General features: G+C 51.4%; 14 protein-coding genes. 9 read left to right on the top strand and 5 right to left on the bottom strand.

The annotated features are described in order from the left end of the window. Positions 1 to 40 precede the first annotated feature (40 nt). The 7 genes from parE to AAA927_RS04085 all read left to right on the top strand — a co-directional run bounded on the left by parE (position 41) and on the right by AAA927_RS04085 (position 11,539). Positions 41 to 2,053, top strand: a complete 2,013-nt coding sequence (parE, locus tag AAA927_RS04115; protein ID WP_338215989.1) for a DNA topoisomerase IV subunit B — start codon at positions 41 to 43, stop codon at positions 2,051 to 2,053. Then, positions 2,054 to 4,504 carry a DNA topoisomerase IV subunit A gene (gene parC / locus AAA927_RS04110; RefSeq protein WP_338215987.1) on the top strand — a complete coding sequence of 817 codons (2,451 nt, stop codon included), beginning with the start codon at positions 2,054 to 2,056 and terminating at the stop codon, positions 4,502 to 4,504. It abuts the gene before it with no gap. A gap of 301 nt (positions 4,505 to 4,805) precedes the next feature. Then, a complete protein-coding gene (pflB, locus tag AAA927_RS04105; protein ID WP_338215984.1) occupies positions 4,806 to 7,067 on the top strand; it encodes a formate C-acetyltransferase in 2,262 nt (753 codons plus the stop codon). Positions 7,068 to 7,476: 409 nt separating this feature from the next. Beyond that, entirely contained in the window at positions 7,477 to 8,310 is an 834-nt protein-coding gene (gene pflA, locus AAA927_RS04100) for a pyruvate formate-lyase-activating protein (protein WP_204118683.1), read from the top strand. 140 nt (positions 8,311 to 8,450) lie between these two features. Next, on the top strand, positions 8,451 to 9,419 hold the full coding sequence (locus AAA927_RS04095) for a LysR family transcriptional regulator (protein ID WP_125578978.1): 969 nt from the start codon (positions 8,451 to 8,453) through the stop codon (positions 9,417 to 9,419). A gap of 48 nt (positions 9,420 to 9,467) precedes the next feature. Further along, a complete protein-coding gene (locus tag AAA927_RS04090) occupies positions 9,468 to 10,400 on the top strand; it encodes a manganese-dependent inorganic pyrophosphatase (protein WP_338215980.1) in 933 nt (310 codons plus the stop codon). Positions 10,401 to 10,453: 53 nt separating this feature from the next. After that, entirely contained in the window at positions 10,454 to 11,539 is a 1,086-nt protein-coding gene (locus tag AAA927_RS04085; protein WP_338215978.1) for a M42 family metallopeptidase, read from the top strand. Between the two features lie 938 nt (positions 11,540 to 12,477). Here the strand turns inward: AAA927_RS04085 and AAA927_RS04080 are convergent. After that, positions 12,478 to 13,188: a class I SAM-dependent methyltransferase gene (locus tag AAA927_RS04080; RefSeq protein ID WP_338215977.1), complete on the bottom strand. Its 711-nt coding sequence runs from the start codon at positions 13,186 to 13,188 to the stop codon at positions 12,478 to 12,480. 287 nt (positions 13,189 to 13,475) lie between these two features. Here AAA927_RS04080 and AAA927_RS04075 point away from each other — a divergent pair, with 287 nt between their 5' ends. Next, entirely contained in the window at positions 13,476 to 13,664 is a 189-nt protein-coding gene (locus tag AAA927_RS04075; RefSeq protein ID WP_338215975.1) for a type II toxin-antitoxin system HicA family toxin, read from the top strand. Positions 13,665 to 13,731: 67 nt separating this feature from the next. After that, complete coding sequence (locus AAA927_RS04070; protein WP_338215973.1) at positions 13,732 to 14,142, top strand: antitoxin HicB; 411 nt, start codon at positions 13,732 to 13,734, stop codon at positions 14,140 to 14,142. Positions 14,143 to 14,262: 120 nt separating this feature from the next. Here AAA927_RS04070 and AAA927_RS04065 read toward each other — a convergent pair whose 3' ends face one another. The 4 genes from AAA927_RS04065 to AAA927_RS04050 all read right to left on the bottom strand — a co-directional run bounded on the left by AAA927_RS04065 (position 14,263) and on the right by AAA927_RS04050 (position 16,304). Then, positions 14,263 to 14,778, bottom strand: coding sequence for a YcxB family protein (locus tag AAA927_RS04065; RefSeq protein WP_338215970.1), 516 nt, complete (start codon positions 14,776 to 14,778; stop codon positions 14,263 to 14,265). Positions 14,779 to 14,812: 34 nt separating this feature from the next. After that, positions 14,813 to 15,178 carry a hypothetical protein gene (locus AAA927_RS04060; protein ID WP_338215969.1) on the bottom strand — a complete coding sequence of 122 codons (366 nt, stop codon included), beginning with the start codon at positions 15,176 to 15,178 and terminating at the stop codon, positions 14,813 to 14,815. Further along, a complete protein-coding gene (locus AAA927_RS04055; RefSeq protein ID WP_338215967.1) occupies positions 15,175 to 15,711 on the bottom strand; it encodes a histidine phosphatase family protein in 537 nt (178 codons plus the stop codon). The genes AAA927_RS04060 and AAA927_RS04055 overlap by 4 nt, the downstream gene beginning before the upstream one ends. Positions 15,712 to 15,818: 107 nt before the next feature. Beyond that, positions 15,819 to 16,304 carry a glutathione peroxidase gene (locus tag AAA927_RS04050; protein ID WP_204118877.1) on the bottom strand — a complete coding sequence of 162 codons (486 nt, stop codon included), beginning with the start codon at positions 16,302 to 16,304 and terminating at the stop codon, positions 15,819 to 15,821. Positions 16,305 to 16,350: the final 46 nt, after the last annotated feature.

Raw genomic sequence — 16,350 nt, 5'->3', positions numbered from 1 at the left:
GGTGTATTGTAATTGGAGTTGCACGAAAAAGGAGTAAACAATGGCGAAAGCAAGTGAAACATACACCGATTCATCAATTCAGGTGCTGCATGGCTTGGAGGCTGTGCGCAAGCGGCCGGGGATGTATATTGGGTCGACCGATGCCCGCGGCTTGCACCATCTCGTTTATGAAATCGTCGATAACTCAGTCGATGAAGCGTTGGCTGGGTATGGCGACAAAATCGCGGTGACCATTCATCAAGATAATTCGATCACCGTTCAAGATCATGGCCGCGGCATGCCGACCGGGATGCATGCATCGGGCAAACCGACCATCGAAGTCATCTTAACCGTGCTACATGCCGGCGGGAAGTTTGATCAAAATTCTTATAAAACTTCAGGCGGCTTGCACGGGGTTGGCTCTTCCGTCGTGAACGCCTTGAGCGAATCACTCACCGTGCGGGTCGTGCGGGATAAGCACGGCTTCGAGGAACATTTCATTAATGGCGGCCATCCTGATGGCGGTCTTCAGAAGCTCGGGAAAATCAACGAACCCAATGGCACGATGATTACCTTCAAGCCGGATCCGACGATTTTCCAAACCACGACGTATAACTTTGATACGCTGGCGGAACGGTTGCGCGAATCGGCCTTTTTGTTGAAGAATATTATCTTCACCTTAACCGATGAACGCACTGGCCGCGCGGAAACCTACCACTATCCAGATGGCTTAGTCAGCTTTGTGAAGTATCTGAACGAAGATCGCGATACCGTCAGTCCAGTCTTCAACTTCGAAGGCACCAAGGACGGCATTGTCGTTGACTTCGCGGGTCAATACAACGATGGCTACTCGGAAAACACCATTAGCTTCGTCAATAACGTCCGCACCGGCGACGGCGGGACCCATGAAGTGGGGATGCGGAGCGCCATCACCCGGGCTTTCAATGATTTTGCTCGCAAAGTGAACCTGCTGAAGGATAAGGATAAAAACCTGGAAGGCTCCGACGTCCGCGAAGGGTTGGCAGCGGTGCTGTCGGTGCGGATACCGGAAGAAATCCTGCAGTTTGAAGGTCAAACCAAAGGCAAACTCGGCACCCCGCAAGCGCGGACGGTAGTCGACAATGTCCTTTACGAAAAAATGAGCTTCTGGTTGATGGAAGGTGGCGACGAAGCTCAAGAGCTTGTGCGCAAAGCCGTCCGCGCCCGCGAAGCTCGCGAAGCGGCCCGCAAAGCTCGTGATGACTCGCGGACCGGGAAGCGCAAGAAGAAGGATCAAGGCCTGCTCTCAGGCAAGCTGACCCCGGCGCAAAGCAAAAACGCCGCCAAAAACGAACTGTACCTGGTCGAAGGGGATTCGGCCGGTGGCTCCGCCAAGCAAGGCCGCGACCGCAAATTCCAAGCCATTTTGCCGCTGCGAGGGAAAGTCCTGAACACCCAAAAGGCCAAGTTGCAGGATATCGTCAAAAACGAAGAAATCAACACGATGATTTACACCATCGGCGCTGGCGTCGGTGCCGAATTTGACGTTAAGCAAAGCAATTACGACAAGATCATCATCATGACCGATGCGGATACCGATGGCGCCCACATCCAAATCTTGCTATTGACCTTCTTCTATCGTTACATGCGGCCGCTGATGGATGCCGGCAAGGTTTACATTGCTTTGCCGCCGCTGTACCGGCTACAAAAAGGCAAAGGTGCCAACGTCAAAATCGCCTACGCCTGGACCGACGAGGAGTTGGAAAAAGAAACCCAGAAAATGGGTAAAGGCTACACGTTGACGCGGTTCAAAGGGCTAGGCGAAATGAACGCCGATCAGCTCTGGGAAACGACCATGAATCCGGAGACTCGCACCCTGATTCGCGTTCACGTGGAAGACGGCGCCTTAGCTGAACGCCGGGTCACCACCCTGATGGGCGACCGGGTGGAGCCGCGGCGGGAATGGATTGAGTCCAATGTCGATTTTGATATGGATGAGGAGGGTTCCATCATGGAAACCAAGACTTCAGATCACACTGACATGCAGTTCGGGGTCAACCAGATCAAGAAACAGCTGACGAAGAAGGGTAAATAAATGGCAAACCATATTCAAGAAATGGCGTTAGAAGACGTCATGGGTGAGCGCTTCGGCCGCTATTCCAAATACATCATTCAAGAGCGGGCCTTGCCCGACGTGCGCGACGGTTTGAAGCCGGTGCAGCGCCGAATTTTGTTTGCCATGAATCAAGATGGCAACACGTTTGACAAAGGCTTTCGCAAGTCCGCCAAATCCGTCGGGAATGTCATGGGTAATTTTCACCCCCATGGCGACTCCTCGATTTATGAGGCGATGGTGCGCCTGAGCCAGGATTGGAAGCTGGAAGAGCCTCTGATTGAAATGCACGGGAATAACGGTTCGATGGACGGTGATCCGCCAGCGGCGATGCGTTATACCGAAGCCCGCTTGGCCAAGATTTCCGGCGAACTGCTGAAGGATATCGACAAAGATACCGTCGACATGGTGCTGAATTTCGATGACACCACTGAAGAGCCGACCGTGCTACCAGCCGCCTTTCCCAATCTGCTGGTCAATGGTGCTACCGGGATTTCTGCCGGTTACGCCACTGACATTCCGCCGCATAATTTGCGGGAAGTGATCAATGCACTGCTGAAGCTGATGAAGCAGCCTGATGCCAGTTTGAGTGATCTGATGCAGTTCGTGCAAGGGCCAGATTTCCCGACTGGGGGGATCATTCAAGGCCTCGCCGGCATTCGCCAGGCCTATGAAACCGGCCGCGGCAAAATTGTCGTGCGGGCGCGGACGCATACCGAAGACATGCGCGGTGGTAAGCAGCAAATCGTCATCACCGAACTGCCATACGAAGTCAACAAGGCGCAGCTGGTCAAGAAAATCGATGAACTGCGGCTGGCCAAGAAGGTTGATGGCATTGCGGAAATTCGCGATGAAAGTGACCGTTTTGGCCTGTCCGTCGTGATTGAACTCAAGAAAGAGGCCAATGCAGACGGGATTTTAACCTACCTGTTCAAAAACACGGACCTGCAAATCAACTACAACTTCAACATGGTCGCCATTGCGGACATGAAGCCTAAGCAGCTGGGCCTCAAGCCGATGCTGGAAGCCTACTTGAAACACCGCCGCAATGTGATTACCCGGCGCACCGAATACGACCTGAAAAAGGCCGAAGCCCGGCAGCACATTGTTGAAGGCTTGATCAAGATGATTTCGATTCTGGATCAAGTCATCAAGGTCATTCGCGGTAGTGAAAACAAGGCCGATGCCAAGCAAAACCTGGTCAAACAGTTTGACTTTAGCATTGAGCAGGCCGAAGCCATTGTGTCCTTACAACTGTATCGGTTAACCAACACGGATATCACCGCGCTGGAGGCGGAAGCCGCGGAACTGGCGAAAAATATCGCGCACTACCATGATATTTTGACCCATGAGGCCACCCGCGATGCCGTCATCGAAAGTGAACTGATCACCATTGCCAAGACTTATGGCAAGGATCGGCGTTCGACCATTCAGGCGGAAATCGAACAACTCGAAGTTGACACCACGGTTACGGTGGCGGATGAGCAGGTGATGGTGATGGTTTCGCGCGATGGCTACATGAAGCGTAGTTCGCTGCGCAGCTATCAAGCCGTCGATCCAGATGACAACGGGCTGAAGACCAACGACTTCCCTGTGTTCCAGCAGGAAATGAGCACCTTGGCCCATTTGTATATGTTCACCAGTGCCGGCAATGTGATTTACCGGCCGGTGCACGAACTGGAGGATACCCGTTGGAAGGATGCCGGGGAGCATTTGTCCCAAGCGGTGGGGATCAACTCCGAAGAAACTGTGATTGCGGCCTTTGGGTTTGATACGCTGACGGAACCAGGCAACTTTGTCCTCGGCTCTTCAGACGGCTATATCAAGCAAACGGCCTTGGCGGATCTGCAGCCGCAGCGTGGCTACAAGAACCGGGCGATGGTGGGGATGAAGCTCAAAGATAAGTCAGCCGTGGTCACGAACGCTTACTTCGTCGCCCTTGATAGTCAACAAACTGTCACTGCCGTCACCTACCAGGCCTATGGTCAGCAGTTCCCGCTGAGCGAAGTTAGTGTGATTGGGGCGCGCGCCACTGGGGTCAAGAGCATGGCGCTGAAGGCTGGAGACCATGTGGTGAGCTACGTCCTAGCAGATGATCCGGAGAAAACGGAAATTGGCATTTTGACTCAACGCGGCGCCTTCAAGAAGATGAAACTTCAGGAACTCGGCATTGGGGCGCGCGCGCGGCGCGGCCTGATGGTGCTCCGCGAGTTGAAGCGTGATCCGCATCGCATTGTCGCGATGACCTTGGTTGACGACAACACGCAACTAACGATTGTCACGGCTAAGGATAAACAAGTCACCTTGAACCCTAGTGACTATCCAGACGGTGATCGCTATTCTAATGGCTCATTCGTGCTGGATACGGATACGGTCGGCGAGCCGAAATTTGTCCATCGCGACCAGATTTTAGAACTACCGGCAGAAAATTAATTTAAAATAATTCTTAAGAGGCCCGAATAATCGGGCCTTTCTTGCATTCTGTTGTAATACAGATTCGTGATTACTGTTCCATAAAAAATAGCGACAGTGAGGGGCCAAAACCTTGATAAATCAACATTTTGCCCAAAAAAGATAGTGAAATTATTAGCAAAGTTGGCGACAAAGCCGCCACGAAGATATGGCTTTCATTGCCTTAAGAACGGGAAAGAAAGTGCTTGCATAGCGCTTGTGACGTGTTATACTAAGACTGTAAAATCTGTGATAAGGAATTCAACTATAGGAGGCTATCCAGATGAAGCAGTTAGACAAGACAGACATCAAAACCTACTGGGATGGTTTTAATGCTGGGGACTGGCAAGATGAAATTAACGTACGTGATTTCATCCAAAAGAACCTGACCCAATATGATGGCGACGAATCATTCCTCGCCGGCCCAACCGAAGCCACCACGATCTTGAACAATCAGGTGTTGAACCTGAAGAAGCAAGAACGTGAAGCTGGCGGCGTGCTCGATGCCGACACCAAAGTGGTTGCTACGGTCACTTCACACGGCCCTGGCTATCTGAACAAGGATCTTGAAAAGATCGTTGGCCTGCAAACCGACAAGCCATTCAAGCGTGCGTTCATGCCATTTGGTGGGATTCGCATGGCTGAAGATGCTTTGAAGTCTTACGGCTACCAGCCTGATCCAGAAATGCACAAGATCTTCACCGAATATCACAAGACCCATAACCAAGGCGTCTTCGATGTTTACACCCCTGATATGCGCAAGGCGCGTCACTACAAGATTGTCACTGGCTTGCCAGATGCTTATGCGCGTGGTCGCATTGTGGCTGACTTCCCACGGATTGCCATCTATGGGATTGACAAGTTGATGGCTGACAAGGCTGCCGACTTTGCTAACATCGGCGACGGCGAAATGACCGACGATGTGATCCGCCTGCGCGAACAGGTTTCTGATCAGTATCGTGCTTTGAACGACATGAAGAAGATGGCTGCTAGCTATGGCTACGACATCTCCAAGCCTGCGACTAACGCCCAGGAAGCCGTTCAATGGATCTACTTCGGTTACCTGGCAGCGGTTAAGACCCAAAACGGCGCCGCAATGTCCGTTGGCCGGATTGACACCACGATTGATGCCTTCATCGAACGTGACTTCAAGCGCGGTCTGCTTGACGAAAGCCAAGCCCAAGAATTAATCGATCACTTGGTCATGAAACTGCGGATGGTACGCTTCATCCGGACCGAAGAATACAACTCCCTGTTCTCAGGCGACCCAATCTGGGCAACACTGTCCTTGGGTGGGGTAGGCTTTGATGGTCGTCACCACATTACCAAGACGGCCTTCCGGTTCCTGAAGACCCTCGACAACATGGGTGCTGCCCCAGAACCAAACATCACCTTGCTGTGGGACGAGAAGCTGCCTGAAGGCTTCAAGCGCTACGCTACGGAAGTGTCCATCACCAGTTCCACCATTCAGTACGAAAACGACTCCTTGATGCGGACCGAATGGGGCACGGACTACTACGGCATCGCTTGCTGTGTTTCCGCTCAGCCAATCCAAGACGGCGTTCAGTTCTTCGGCGCTCGTGCTAACTTGGCTAAGGCTATCCTTTATGCCATCAACGGTGGGATGGACGAAATCGGCGAAACCCAAGTTGGGCCTGAAACCGAACCAATTTCCTCAGATGTCATCGACTACGACGAATTCATGAAGAAGTTCGATGTCCAAGCATCCTGGCTGGCTGACGTTTATGTCAACGCTTTGAACGCCATTCAGTACATGCACGACAAGTACTACTACGAATCCGCTCAACTGGCATTGAAGAACACACATCTGGACTACACCTTCGCCACTGGGATTTCTGGCTTCTCCCATGCGGTTGACTCGATTTCCGCTATCAAGTACGGCAAGGTTCACCCAGTTCGCGACGAAAAGGGTGTGGCTATCGACTTCAAGGCTGAAAACGAAGACTACCCACGCTATGGGAACAACGATGATCGTGCCGACTCCATCGCTAAGTGGCTCATCAAGTACTTCTACAACAAGATGAACACACATCACCTGTATCACAACGCTAAGCTGTCAACCTCTGTTTTGACCATTACCTCCAACGTGGTTTATGGGAAGAACACCGGTACCACGCCTAACGGCCGTCAAAAGGGCGAACCATTCTCACCTGGTGCTAACCCAGCTTACGGCGCTGAAAAGAACGGGGCTTTGGCATCCTTGATGTCCACTGCGAAGATTCCATATCACTACGCAACGGACGGGATTTCCAATACCTTCGGCGTAACGCCTAACACCCTGGGCCACGATGATGAAACCCGCAAGGATACGCTGGTTCACATGATCGACGGCTACATGGAAAACAACGGGATGCACTTGAACATCAACGTCTTCAACAAGGAGACTCTGATTGATGCCCAGAAGCACCCAGAAGAATACCCAACGCTGACGGTCCGCGTTTCTGGCTACTGCGTCTACTTCGCAGATCTGACCAAGGAACAACAGGACGACGTTATCGCCCGGACCTTCTTCGAAGAGATGTAAAGCACGACCAAAACGGGAGTCCTTTTGGGCTCCCGTTTTGCCCAGAGGCGGCAAGGAAACTTGCCGCTTGTGGGCAGACCGGGTTATGCTATGGAAGGCTGCGGAACGAGGCGTACTTAGGCTGATGGCTAGCCGAGCATCGGCAATTGCCGCAGGATGCGGCGAGGGCCGATGTGTAGCTGGACACTCAGCCGTTGCCTCGTGGAGCGCAACTAAAGCAGGCTGTGGAAGGTGGCCGTACTTAGCCTGCCGCCTAGCCTAGCCAGATGGTTTGCCACCGTTTTTGGTGGCGGGCCAGCTGGCGTAGCTAGACGTGCAGGCGTTGGCCACCTGGAGCGCAACTAGGACAGACTGCGGAACGTGGCTTGAAATTCCGCTATCACCGGTAGCTGACAAGGAGGACATAACGATGAAATTAATTGATAACACCAAATCTCCTTTAAATGTATTGGATCAAGTGGGGGTCAAACCCGAAGGCCCAGTGATTGGGTATGTGCACTCGATTGAAAGCTTTGGCTCCGTCGATGGCCCTGGCATTCGCTTTGTGGCGTTCCTGCAGGGCTGCCGGATGCGCTGTCAGTACTGCCACAATCCTGATACGTGGAACATTGGCGTCGGCGATGAAATGACGGCTGATGAGGTCCTGGACAACGCTGAACGCTACCGCGCCTTCTGGGGTGAAACCGGCGGCATTACCTGCTCCGGTGGGGAGTCTTTGGTACAAATCGATTTTTTGCTTGATTTGTTCACGAAGGCGAAAGCGCGCCATATCTCCACTTGCCTGGATACGTCAGGCGGTCCGTTCACCCGCAGTGAGCCTTGGTTCTCTAAGTTCAAGCAGCTGATGAAGGTCACTGACATTTCGCTGGTCGATATCAAACATATCAACTCTGCCGAGCACAAAAAGCTCACTGGGATTGGTAATGAGAACATCTTGGATATGATTCAATGGATGTCCCACAATGATTGTGATATGTGGATTCGCCACGTGCTGGTGCCACAGCGAACGGATTACGATAACTATTTGACTGAGCTGGGCGATTACATTAAGACCCTTGACCATGTGCAAAAAGTCGAAGTGCTGCCTTACCACACGTTGGGCGTGAAGAAGTACCACGAACTCGGCATCACGTATCCGCTGGAAGGCATCGAACCGCCAACCGCTGATCGCGTTAAGAACGCCGAACAGCTTTTGCATACCGCCGATTACACAGGCTGGAAGACTTGGCGGCCACAGTGGTAGACTAAGAATGATTATTACAATAAGAAGAAGGGGCTTTTAGTTGCTCTTTCTTTTTTTATCACCTATGATAAGAGCAGTTATCTTGCGCTTGGCATATTAGACGTGAACAGCGATTCCATTTTGTGGTAAGGAGTACAGAGATGAAGACCAAACAGGACAGTATTTTTTCTTCCAAAACGCTATCGTATTTTCTCCAACTGGCTGAAACCATGAATTACACCCAGGCGGCCCAGCTGCTGGGGATCACCCAGCCGGCCTTGACCCAGCAGATCAAGAAGCTTGAGCGCGCAGTAGGGGCGCCGTTGTTCTACTCTGTAGGTAAAAAGTTGCATCTGTCAGACGCCGGGCGGACGATGCTGGCAGCGACGCACGACATTTACGACACGCTGAATCAGGCGACCGACGAAATTCAGCAGGCTTCCAATGCCAATTCTGGGACCATCAAGATTGGGCTGTTGGCCTCAATCGAGGACTCGGCTTTCACCGGCTTCATTTCGGATTACTACTTAAAGAACCAAGACGTGGAAGTCGTGTTCCTGAACATGACTCGGCACGAAATCTGGGAACACTTGGAAAACAACCAGATCGATTTGGCTGTGATGTATTTGCCAGATGATACGATTAAGAACTGGAAGCCTTACGAAAGTCGCAAAATCGTTGATGAGCAGCTGCTGTTCCTGCATCACAGCGACAAGTTGGCCAACCGCAAGCGCGTTCACTTTCGCGACACCGTGGCCCAACCGTGGGTCACATATCCGGAGAATTATTTCCTGTCGCACTTCTTGAAAGAGGCCTACAAGAACCAACTGGTTGACTACCCCGAAGTGGTGGCCCAATTCACCACGCCTTACCAAATCACGCAGTTCCTGAACCGCACCGGCGTGAATACGGCGCTGCCGAATAGCTTCTACCAGGCTCACCAGGAGCAGATTCATGCCCATGCCGTAGCGTTTGAACCCGCGGTCAGCTTTGAGCTGGCTTTTGTGTTCCGCAAGGGCAAGGACCAAATTCCGCGCATCAGCCAATTTCTGAGCGCTTTTGACACGTACCTGAGTGAAGAAGATTATTTATCGCGGGTCGCTGATAACCGTGTTAAACTAAATGAGTAAGTGCCAAGCCGAGACTTGGGGCAATAAGTGAAAAAAGGGAGTCACACCATGACAACATTGATTTTTGGCCACCAGAATCCTGATACCGACGCCGTTACCAGTGCCATGAGCTTCGCTGAATATCAGCGTCAGCTCGGCAACACCGACGTCGAAGCCGTTGCGCTGGGCGAAATGAACCCAGAAACGCAATATGCTTTGGACTACTTCAAACACGCGACCCCGCGCGTCGTGAAGACCGTCGCAAACGAAACGGACACCGTCATGTTGGTGGACCACAATGAATTCCAGCAGAGTGTTGCGGACATCAAGGATGTCACCATCGCGGCAGTCGTTGATCACCACCGCATTGCGAACTTCGAAACCGCCGCACCGCTGTTCTACCGCGCTGAACCCATCGGCAGTAGTAACTCTGTGATTTACGAAATGTTCCAGGAAAAAGGCTTTACCATCAGCCCGCAACTGGCTGGCTTGATGGCTAGCGGAATCATTTCTGACACGCTGCTGCTGAAGAGCCCAACCACCACCGATGTTGAGCGTAAGATTTTGCCGGAATTGGCTAAGATTGCCGGGATCGACTTGCAGGAATATGGGTTGGCCATGCTGAAGGCTGGCACCAACTTGGCTGCTAAGTCCGATCTGGAAATCGTTGAAGGCGACGCTAAGAGCTTTGATATGGGCAGCCAGTCCGTCCGCATCGGCCAGGTCAATGTCGTTGACCTGAACGAGGTTTACGCGCGGCAGGCGGCGATTGAAGCCACGATGAAGAGCGAAGCTGAGAAGAATGGTTATGATACCTTCTTGCTGATTGCCACAGACATTCTGAACTCCGATTCTACTGGCTTCTTGTTTGGCAAGAACCAGGATAAGCTGGAGCAGGCCTTTGGTGCTAAGTTTGATGCTGATCACCGGTTGGCTTTGCCTGGCGTGGTTTCCCGGAAAAAGCAGGTCGTGCCACCGCTGCAAGCCGCTTTTGAAGCTTAACCCGCATTGCTCAGGCTTGATGCCTGAGCTTTTTTGTCATTAGGAGGAAAAACATGGATAAACAGCAACAAATCGAACTGGTCAAGCAGTTTTCCGACGCCTATGGGGTGCCAGGCTTCGAGCAGGACGTCATCAAGCTTTATCGCGACCAGATGGCTCCTTATGGCACCACCACCATTGATGGCATGTTCAATGCGTTGACGGCGCGCCATGGCAACACCGGCGACCGGCCAGTGGTGCAAATGGATGCCCATGCCGATGAAGTGGGTCTGATGGTCCAAGCCATTCGCCCCAGCGGCTTAATTAAGTTCGTCACCTTGGGCGGCTGGGTGCCGACCAATGTGCCTGCGATGCGCGTGGTGGTGCGGAACAAGCGCGGTGAATACATTCCTGGTGTGGTCGCCACCAAGCCACCACACTTCATGACCGCGGCTGAACGCAACCAGGTGCCAACGATTGCTGGCATGTCGATTGACGTTGGCAGCGTGTCGCGCGAGGAAACCATCAACGATTTTGCGATTGATACCGGCTGTCCAATTTTCCCGGATGTGCAGTGCAGCTACGATGACCAACATGGCATGTTCTTCGGCAAGGCCTTTGATGACCGCGTCGGCGCTGCCGCCTTGATCGATACCTTTGATAACCTGAAAGACGATCAGTTGAAGGTTGATGTCGTCGCCGGCCTCTCGACGCAGGAAGAAGTCGGGCTGCGCGGCGCCTATGTCACCGCCCGCAAGGTGGATCCTGATTTGGCAATCGTCTATGAAGGCGTACCAGCCGATGACACCTTCGAACCAGACTGGCTCAGCCAAACCCGCATGAAAGGCGGCCCGATGCTGCGTGATTTGGATACCACGTACATCGCCAACCCGAATTTCCAGCAGTTTGCGGCTGATTTGGCTGATGAGCTACATCTCCCATACACCCGCGCCGTGCGGACCGGTGGGGGACAGAATGGGGCAGCGATTGGCTACTGGAAAGGCGTGCCAACGATTGTCGTTGGTATTCCTGTGCGGTACGAGCACACGGCCTATAACTTCACTGCTTTGAGTGATTTCCAAGTTTCCAGCCAACTGGGGACTGAGATTTTACGGCGGCTGGATAAGGAAACCATTGAATCCTTTAATCGGGTCGACTAAATCACCGATTTTTGCCCGATAAGCTCATCAAATTTAGCACACTCAGCAAAACGTTTTGCGAGTGTGCTTTTTTAGTATAAAAAAGGAGATGAAAATAAAGTTTGCCATGCCTAAACTTTTATAATGTAATTTTATACTAGCAACGAAAACCATGTGTGCTAGCTCTTTTGTCTAAATAGAATTTGCTACGACGATTGACGGCGCACAGACTGGTTTCAATCAAAGGCCTTCCATCAGCAGCGTTGCATGCAGTTTGACCCGGTTTTGCTCGCTTTTAGCACGAATTAAGGTTTGAACCGGATCACGAGGTTTTGGTGGCGTTTGACAGCCAATTCGACTGATTTGGTCGATTGGTTGCCAAAATTGTCATGTCGAAGTCTTTATCTGAGTGAGCCACGCTTTAGCATCTTATCAGGTGCGCCGAGACGCGATTCTGAGTCGTTTTGGGTGAAGCCGGCTAGATAGTTGATCGACTGTGCAATGTATTCGCGTGACATCCTTGGTCTGGTTGCCAATGATGGCTTCGGGTTTTCAGGTTAGAATGTTGGCTGTAGTGCCAGTGTGATTGCGTGGTCAGCGGCGGGAGCACCAACAGTCATCAATAAGTCGCCATTCAGCAGCTGGGAGAATACGAAAAGACAGAATCATTTGTCCGTGCCAAAAGACTGGTTTGAACGAAGACGAGAAAACGGTTGATTGATTAAACGTGAAGACGATGGTGATCAGTATGGCCGACAGATTAAGTTCCTAGCTCTACTTCGTATAATATATATTATGTAAACTAGAATATATGCCAAAGTCTGCCGGGTTTTCGGCGGTTCTCCCCCAGTAAAAATGACCATCCGGCATCATGTGCTGCATGGTCAAGTTGTGTCGATTAATTTCGATGTGGAATTCAAATTTTAGCGAGCAAGAACTTCAACAAGTTCATTTTCGCCTCAGTCAGCTGTGATGACATGCTGGAAAAATGCAACGGCTTGTGCTTCTGGATCCGAGGCCAGCTTTTGCTCCAGTGCGAACATTGCATCGTGCCAGGCTGCGGTGCCCTTAATGTCATTATTGGCAGATAACCCAAACACCGTGCGTAAGCCATAAGTCTGGCTGATGTGTTGCTGCGGCGCTAACCAAGTTGTCAGCTCGCTCAAACTGTAAAGGTTCATCGCTCCAAACGATTGTGATCGCATTGCTGCACCGTCGTATTCGGCTAAGGCTTTGGCTGGATCATCATTGAGCACTGCCGAGGCAAAAACGTGGCCCATTGCGTTGTGCTTCACGATTGAGAAGCAGCCGCCGGCCGTTAGATGCTCTTGTAAGTCGGCAATTAACGCCGCTGGGTTGGGCGCGTATTCCAACACATTGTGCAGCAAGATCACATCGAACTGCTGAGTTTCCAGCTGCGAACGCTCATTGCGCCCTAGCTGAGTGAAACCCGTCTCAGCCTGCTGCAGCATCTCTTGGTCCGGTTCGTAAGCAACCACCTCGTAGTTTTGCGCTAGGTGATATGCCGTTTTGCCGAAGCCACTACCATAGTCCAGAATCCGGGCATTTTCTGGCAGAGCTGGTTCTAGTTGGGCCCAGAGGAGCTCATAAAATAGTGCACCCCAAGGCGTGGTGTAAACATAATCGTGATATTGATTGATTGCGGTCATAATGCCACATCCTTAGTTATTGGTTTTATCGATTAAGCTTGAGTGTGATGGCACGGTCTCCGCTATCACAATTATTGCAATCATTATGCTCCGTAAACAGAAGCCAAAACTGGTAGTTCTCCCTTTTCACATTTATCTAAACAGTTGATTTGACTCTTTTTTCTCGTCGTGATACTACTATTTTCAATTAATGCCGCTGTTATGAGCGAATAGTCCTAACTTGCCAAAAAGCTTTACAAGAGTATTTTTATACGTATAATATATGTATTAACGGAGGCTGATGAGCAATGCCAATGAAGCCCGCCAAACTTGAAAGGCTTGTATTGCAACAAGGTTTTGTCCTCGTTAAAGGCGGTAAAGGAAGTCACCGCCGTTATCAACACCCAGACGGTCGTATGACTGAAATCAACTTTCACGCCAGGGAGGTACGTAAAGGTACCCAGGAGGCAATTATGAAACAGATTGGTTTGAAATAATCTATTGTTCAGCTATGCCCCTCTCTAATAAGAAGTCCACTAAGAAGTCCACATAAGGAGGTCTACGATGAGCTATCCTATTTTAATCTACCCTGTGATTTTCGCTGAATATAACGATGATGGACATTATTTCACCGTCACCAGCCCTAACATCAAGGGGATGGTCACTCAAGGCGATACACGGACAGAAGCAGCATTAGAGGCGGTTGATGCGATTGCAACCATGCTTGATGGCGCCACAAGTTATCCAAAGCCTCAGGACCCTTCTAAATGGCCACTTAAAGACAACGAAAGCATCGTTTACGTTACCGTTGATATGGCCCAATGGTATCGAGAAAAAGCAAAGTGGCAATGCTCAAAAACCGTTCGTCGTACGATTACTGTTCCCGAATATCTCAACGATTTAGCCAAAGAAAGACATTTAAATGTCTCTCGCATCGCTACCGAGGCCCTTGAACACGAACTACAGCAAGCATAATCGCGCTTTTTTGTCCCCTGTCCAGTGGCCCGTTTTTCGTGTGTTTTGAGCAATAGCTCGACATCACTCAAAAAAGTCATCTAGATGCTTGGCCTTCACGGCTACGTCTAGGTGATCTTTTTAGTTCCGCATCAAAACCGCCACCGGCGCATTTGCCTGAATGATTTGCCGTAATTCCGATACCTGGGCATCGGTCAGACCGCTTTTAGGAATCAACTGCCCCATTTTCTTGGCCACCATCAGAATGAAGACCTCTGGGGTTTCAGCGACGTATTGGTAGGCACTCCAGTCAGCGTGACCAGTGTTGGTGGCCATGGTTGTGGTGATGCCGGTCTCGTCGATGACCATGGTGCGGGGCGCATAGAGCGGCGCATTTTTCTTGGCTTTGAAGGCCTGGGCCGTGCGAAAACGGACTAAGCCGAAGAAAAATGCGGCGAAAAAGACGCTTAAGGCCATAAACTCGGCCCCTTGCGGCCAATCCCCGAGCAAACCAATGACTAGCCCCAGCCCGAACAGGACCACCAAGAGTATTTTTAGTACCCGCAGCGACCAGCGGCTGAAGCGGTCGTATTGTTGAAACCAATGCTGATAAGCGCGGAAATCCGCTTGGGTGATGGTGATATTAGAAAGCGTCATGGTCTGATCTCCTTATTTTCGGTGATGAGCCGATCTAGACGGATTGCCCCGGAATCGGCAATGTCGCCAGCTTGGTTACTGCTAACTTGACTTGCTTGGCCGGTGGGTAAAATTGACGGTGTGGGCCGCGGCTGGCCTCTAAATCCAGGCGACCGCAATGAGGAAACATGGCTGCCACTGCTGCCACATCAAATTGTTGTTTCGTAGCCAGTCGCCATAGCTCATCCAAATCTCGGTTGCGCGCAGCGCGATCACGTCGGTTAAGAGCGTCCAACGCCAAAATCTCGATGGCCCAAAATACGAGAATTAATCCCCGGCGCTGACCGAACAACGCCAAAGCGTCAGCCGCTAGCGCTAACGCGATTGTTCCCATAATCAGTTGTATTTGCCATCGTTTCATTGTTTTACCCCCAGCAAAACTAAGCTACCATTCGTATAGTTAAACCGCGTGACAGCGGCGAAAGACAGGTCGTTGAAATAAGCATAACCTTGGCCCGGCATCGTCAATTCTACCAGACCGCTCATCGCCGTACCATGACTGGCAATCGCAATCGGCCCCGAATCTGGTAATGAGGCCAGAAACGCCAAATACCGTTGCTGGACCTCGTGAATGGACTCACCACCGGTGGCCGCGAAGTCCAGGTCAGTCCATTGTTGGCGCAGATAAAGCTTGAAATCAGCACACCATCCAGGCATCTTGCGCTCTATTAGTCTGTCATCTTCGACAACTGGTAAGTTCAGCTGGCTTGCCAGCGGCTGGATTGTTGCCACGGCCCGCTTCAGGGGACTCGAATAAATGGCTTGATACTGGTACTGCTTAAGCTGCTTAACCAATTGCCTCGCTTGCGCCCGGCCCTTTGGTGTCAGTGGACGCGTTTGATCATCGTGAACGGTGATGTCCGATTCTGCGTGACGTATGAAATCGACTTCCATGGCGGGCCTCCTCTAGGTTTAGATTAACCTGTAGTTTAGACTAAGGCAAAAATTTGCACAATTCAAACTCAACCCCCAAAAAAGAGGCCGATCAGCCTCTTCTCCGTTTAATATTCAGCTTGGGCGAGCAGCTTTTCGATGTCAGGCACCATCTTCTCTGGGGTCGTCTTCGGCGCATAACGCGCCACCACCTTGCCATCGCCATTAACGAGAAACTTGGTGAAGTTCCACTTGATGGCATTACCTAACGCCCCCGGCGCCTCGGCTTTGAGGTACTCGAATAAGGGATCAGCGTCTTCACCATTGACCTTGATCATTTGGTGCATCGGGAATGTGACGCCCCAAGTTGTGCGACAAGCTTGGGCGGCCGCAGCGCCATCTTCAAGTTCCTGATGAAACTGGTCGGACGGAAAGCCCAAAACCATTAAGCCCTGGCCCTGATATTTCTTATACAAGGCTTCAAGCTGTTCAAATTGCGGCGCAAAGCCACATTTGGTCGCGGTATTGACGATGATCAGCGGCTGGCCTTGGTATTGGCTCAAGGAATAGCTGGTGCCATCTTCACGCGTGACGGTGTAATCATAAACTGACATGTTGACCATCCTTTCTGACGCGCTCCTCCAGCTTCAGTATGGCACA

Source organism: Lacticaseibacillus salsurivasis (genome assembly GCF_036246225.1).
GTDB classification, from domain to species: domain Bacteria; phylum Bacillota; class Bacilli; order Lactobacillales; family Lactobacillaceae; genus Lacticaseibacillus; species Lacticaseibacillus salsurivasis.
The sequence above is the reverse complement of the archived record's forward strand: the minus strand, read 5'-3'. Positions and strand labels throughout refer to the sequence as shown.

Bases quoted from the DNA above. Each gene is read 5' to 3' on its own strand.
- AAA927_RS04090 (WP_338215980.1), top strand. From the start codon at position 9,468: ATGACAACATTGATTTTTGGCCACCAGAATCCTGATACCGACGCCGTT.
- AAA927_RS04060 (WP_338215969.1), bottom strand. From the start codon at position 15,178: ATGAAACGATGGCAAATACAACTGATTATGGGAACAATCGCGTTAGCG.
- AAA927_RS04075 (WP_338215975.1), top strand. From the start codon at position 13,476: ATGCCAATGAAGCCCGCCAAACTTGAAAGGCTTGTATTGCAACAAGGT.
- pflA (WP_204118683.1), top strand. From the start codon at position 7,477: ATGAAATTAATTGATAACACCAAATCTCCTTTAAATGTATTGGATCAA.
- AAA927_RS04055 (WP_338215967.1), bottom strand. From the start codon at position 15,711: ATGGAAGTCGATTTCATACGTCACGCAGAATCGGACATCACCGTTCAC.
- AAA927_RS04070 (WP_338215973.1), top strand. From the start codon at position 13,732: ATGAGCTATCCTATTTTAATCTACCCTGTGATTTTCGCTGAATATAAC.
- AAA927_RS04080 (WP_338215977.1), bottom strand. From the start codon at position 13,188: ATGACCGCAATCAATCAATATCACGATTATGTTTACACCACGCCTTGG.
- AAA927_RS04065 (WP_338215970.1), bottom strand. From the start codon at position 14,778: ATGACGCTTTCTAATATCACCATCACCCAAGCGGATTTCCGCGCTTAT.
- AAA927_RS04050 (WP_204118877.1), bottom strand. From the start codon at position 16,304: ATGTCAGTTTATGATTACACCGTCACGCGTGAAGATGGCACCAGCTAT.
- parE (WP_338215989.1), top strand. From the start codon at position 41: ATGGCGAAAGCAAGTGAAACATACACCGATTCATCAATTCAGGTGCTG.
- AAA927_RS04085 (WP_338215978.1), top strand. From the start codon at position 10,454: ATGGATAAACAGCAACAAATCGAACTGGTCAAGCAGTTTTCCGACGCC.
- parC (WP_338215987.1), top strand. From the start codon at position 2,054: ATGGCAAACCATATTCAAGAAATGGCGTTAGAAGACGTCATGGGTGAG.
- AAA927_RS04095 (WP_125578978.1), top strand. From the start codon at position 8,451: ATGAAGACCAAACAGGACAGTATTTTTTCTTCCAAAACGCTATCGTAT.
- pflB (WP_338215984.1), top strand. From the start codon at position 4,806: ATGAAGCAGTTAGACAAGACAGACATCAAAACCTACTGGGATGGTTTT.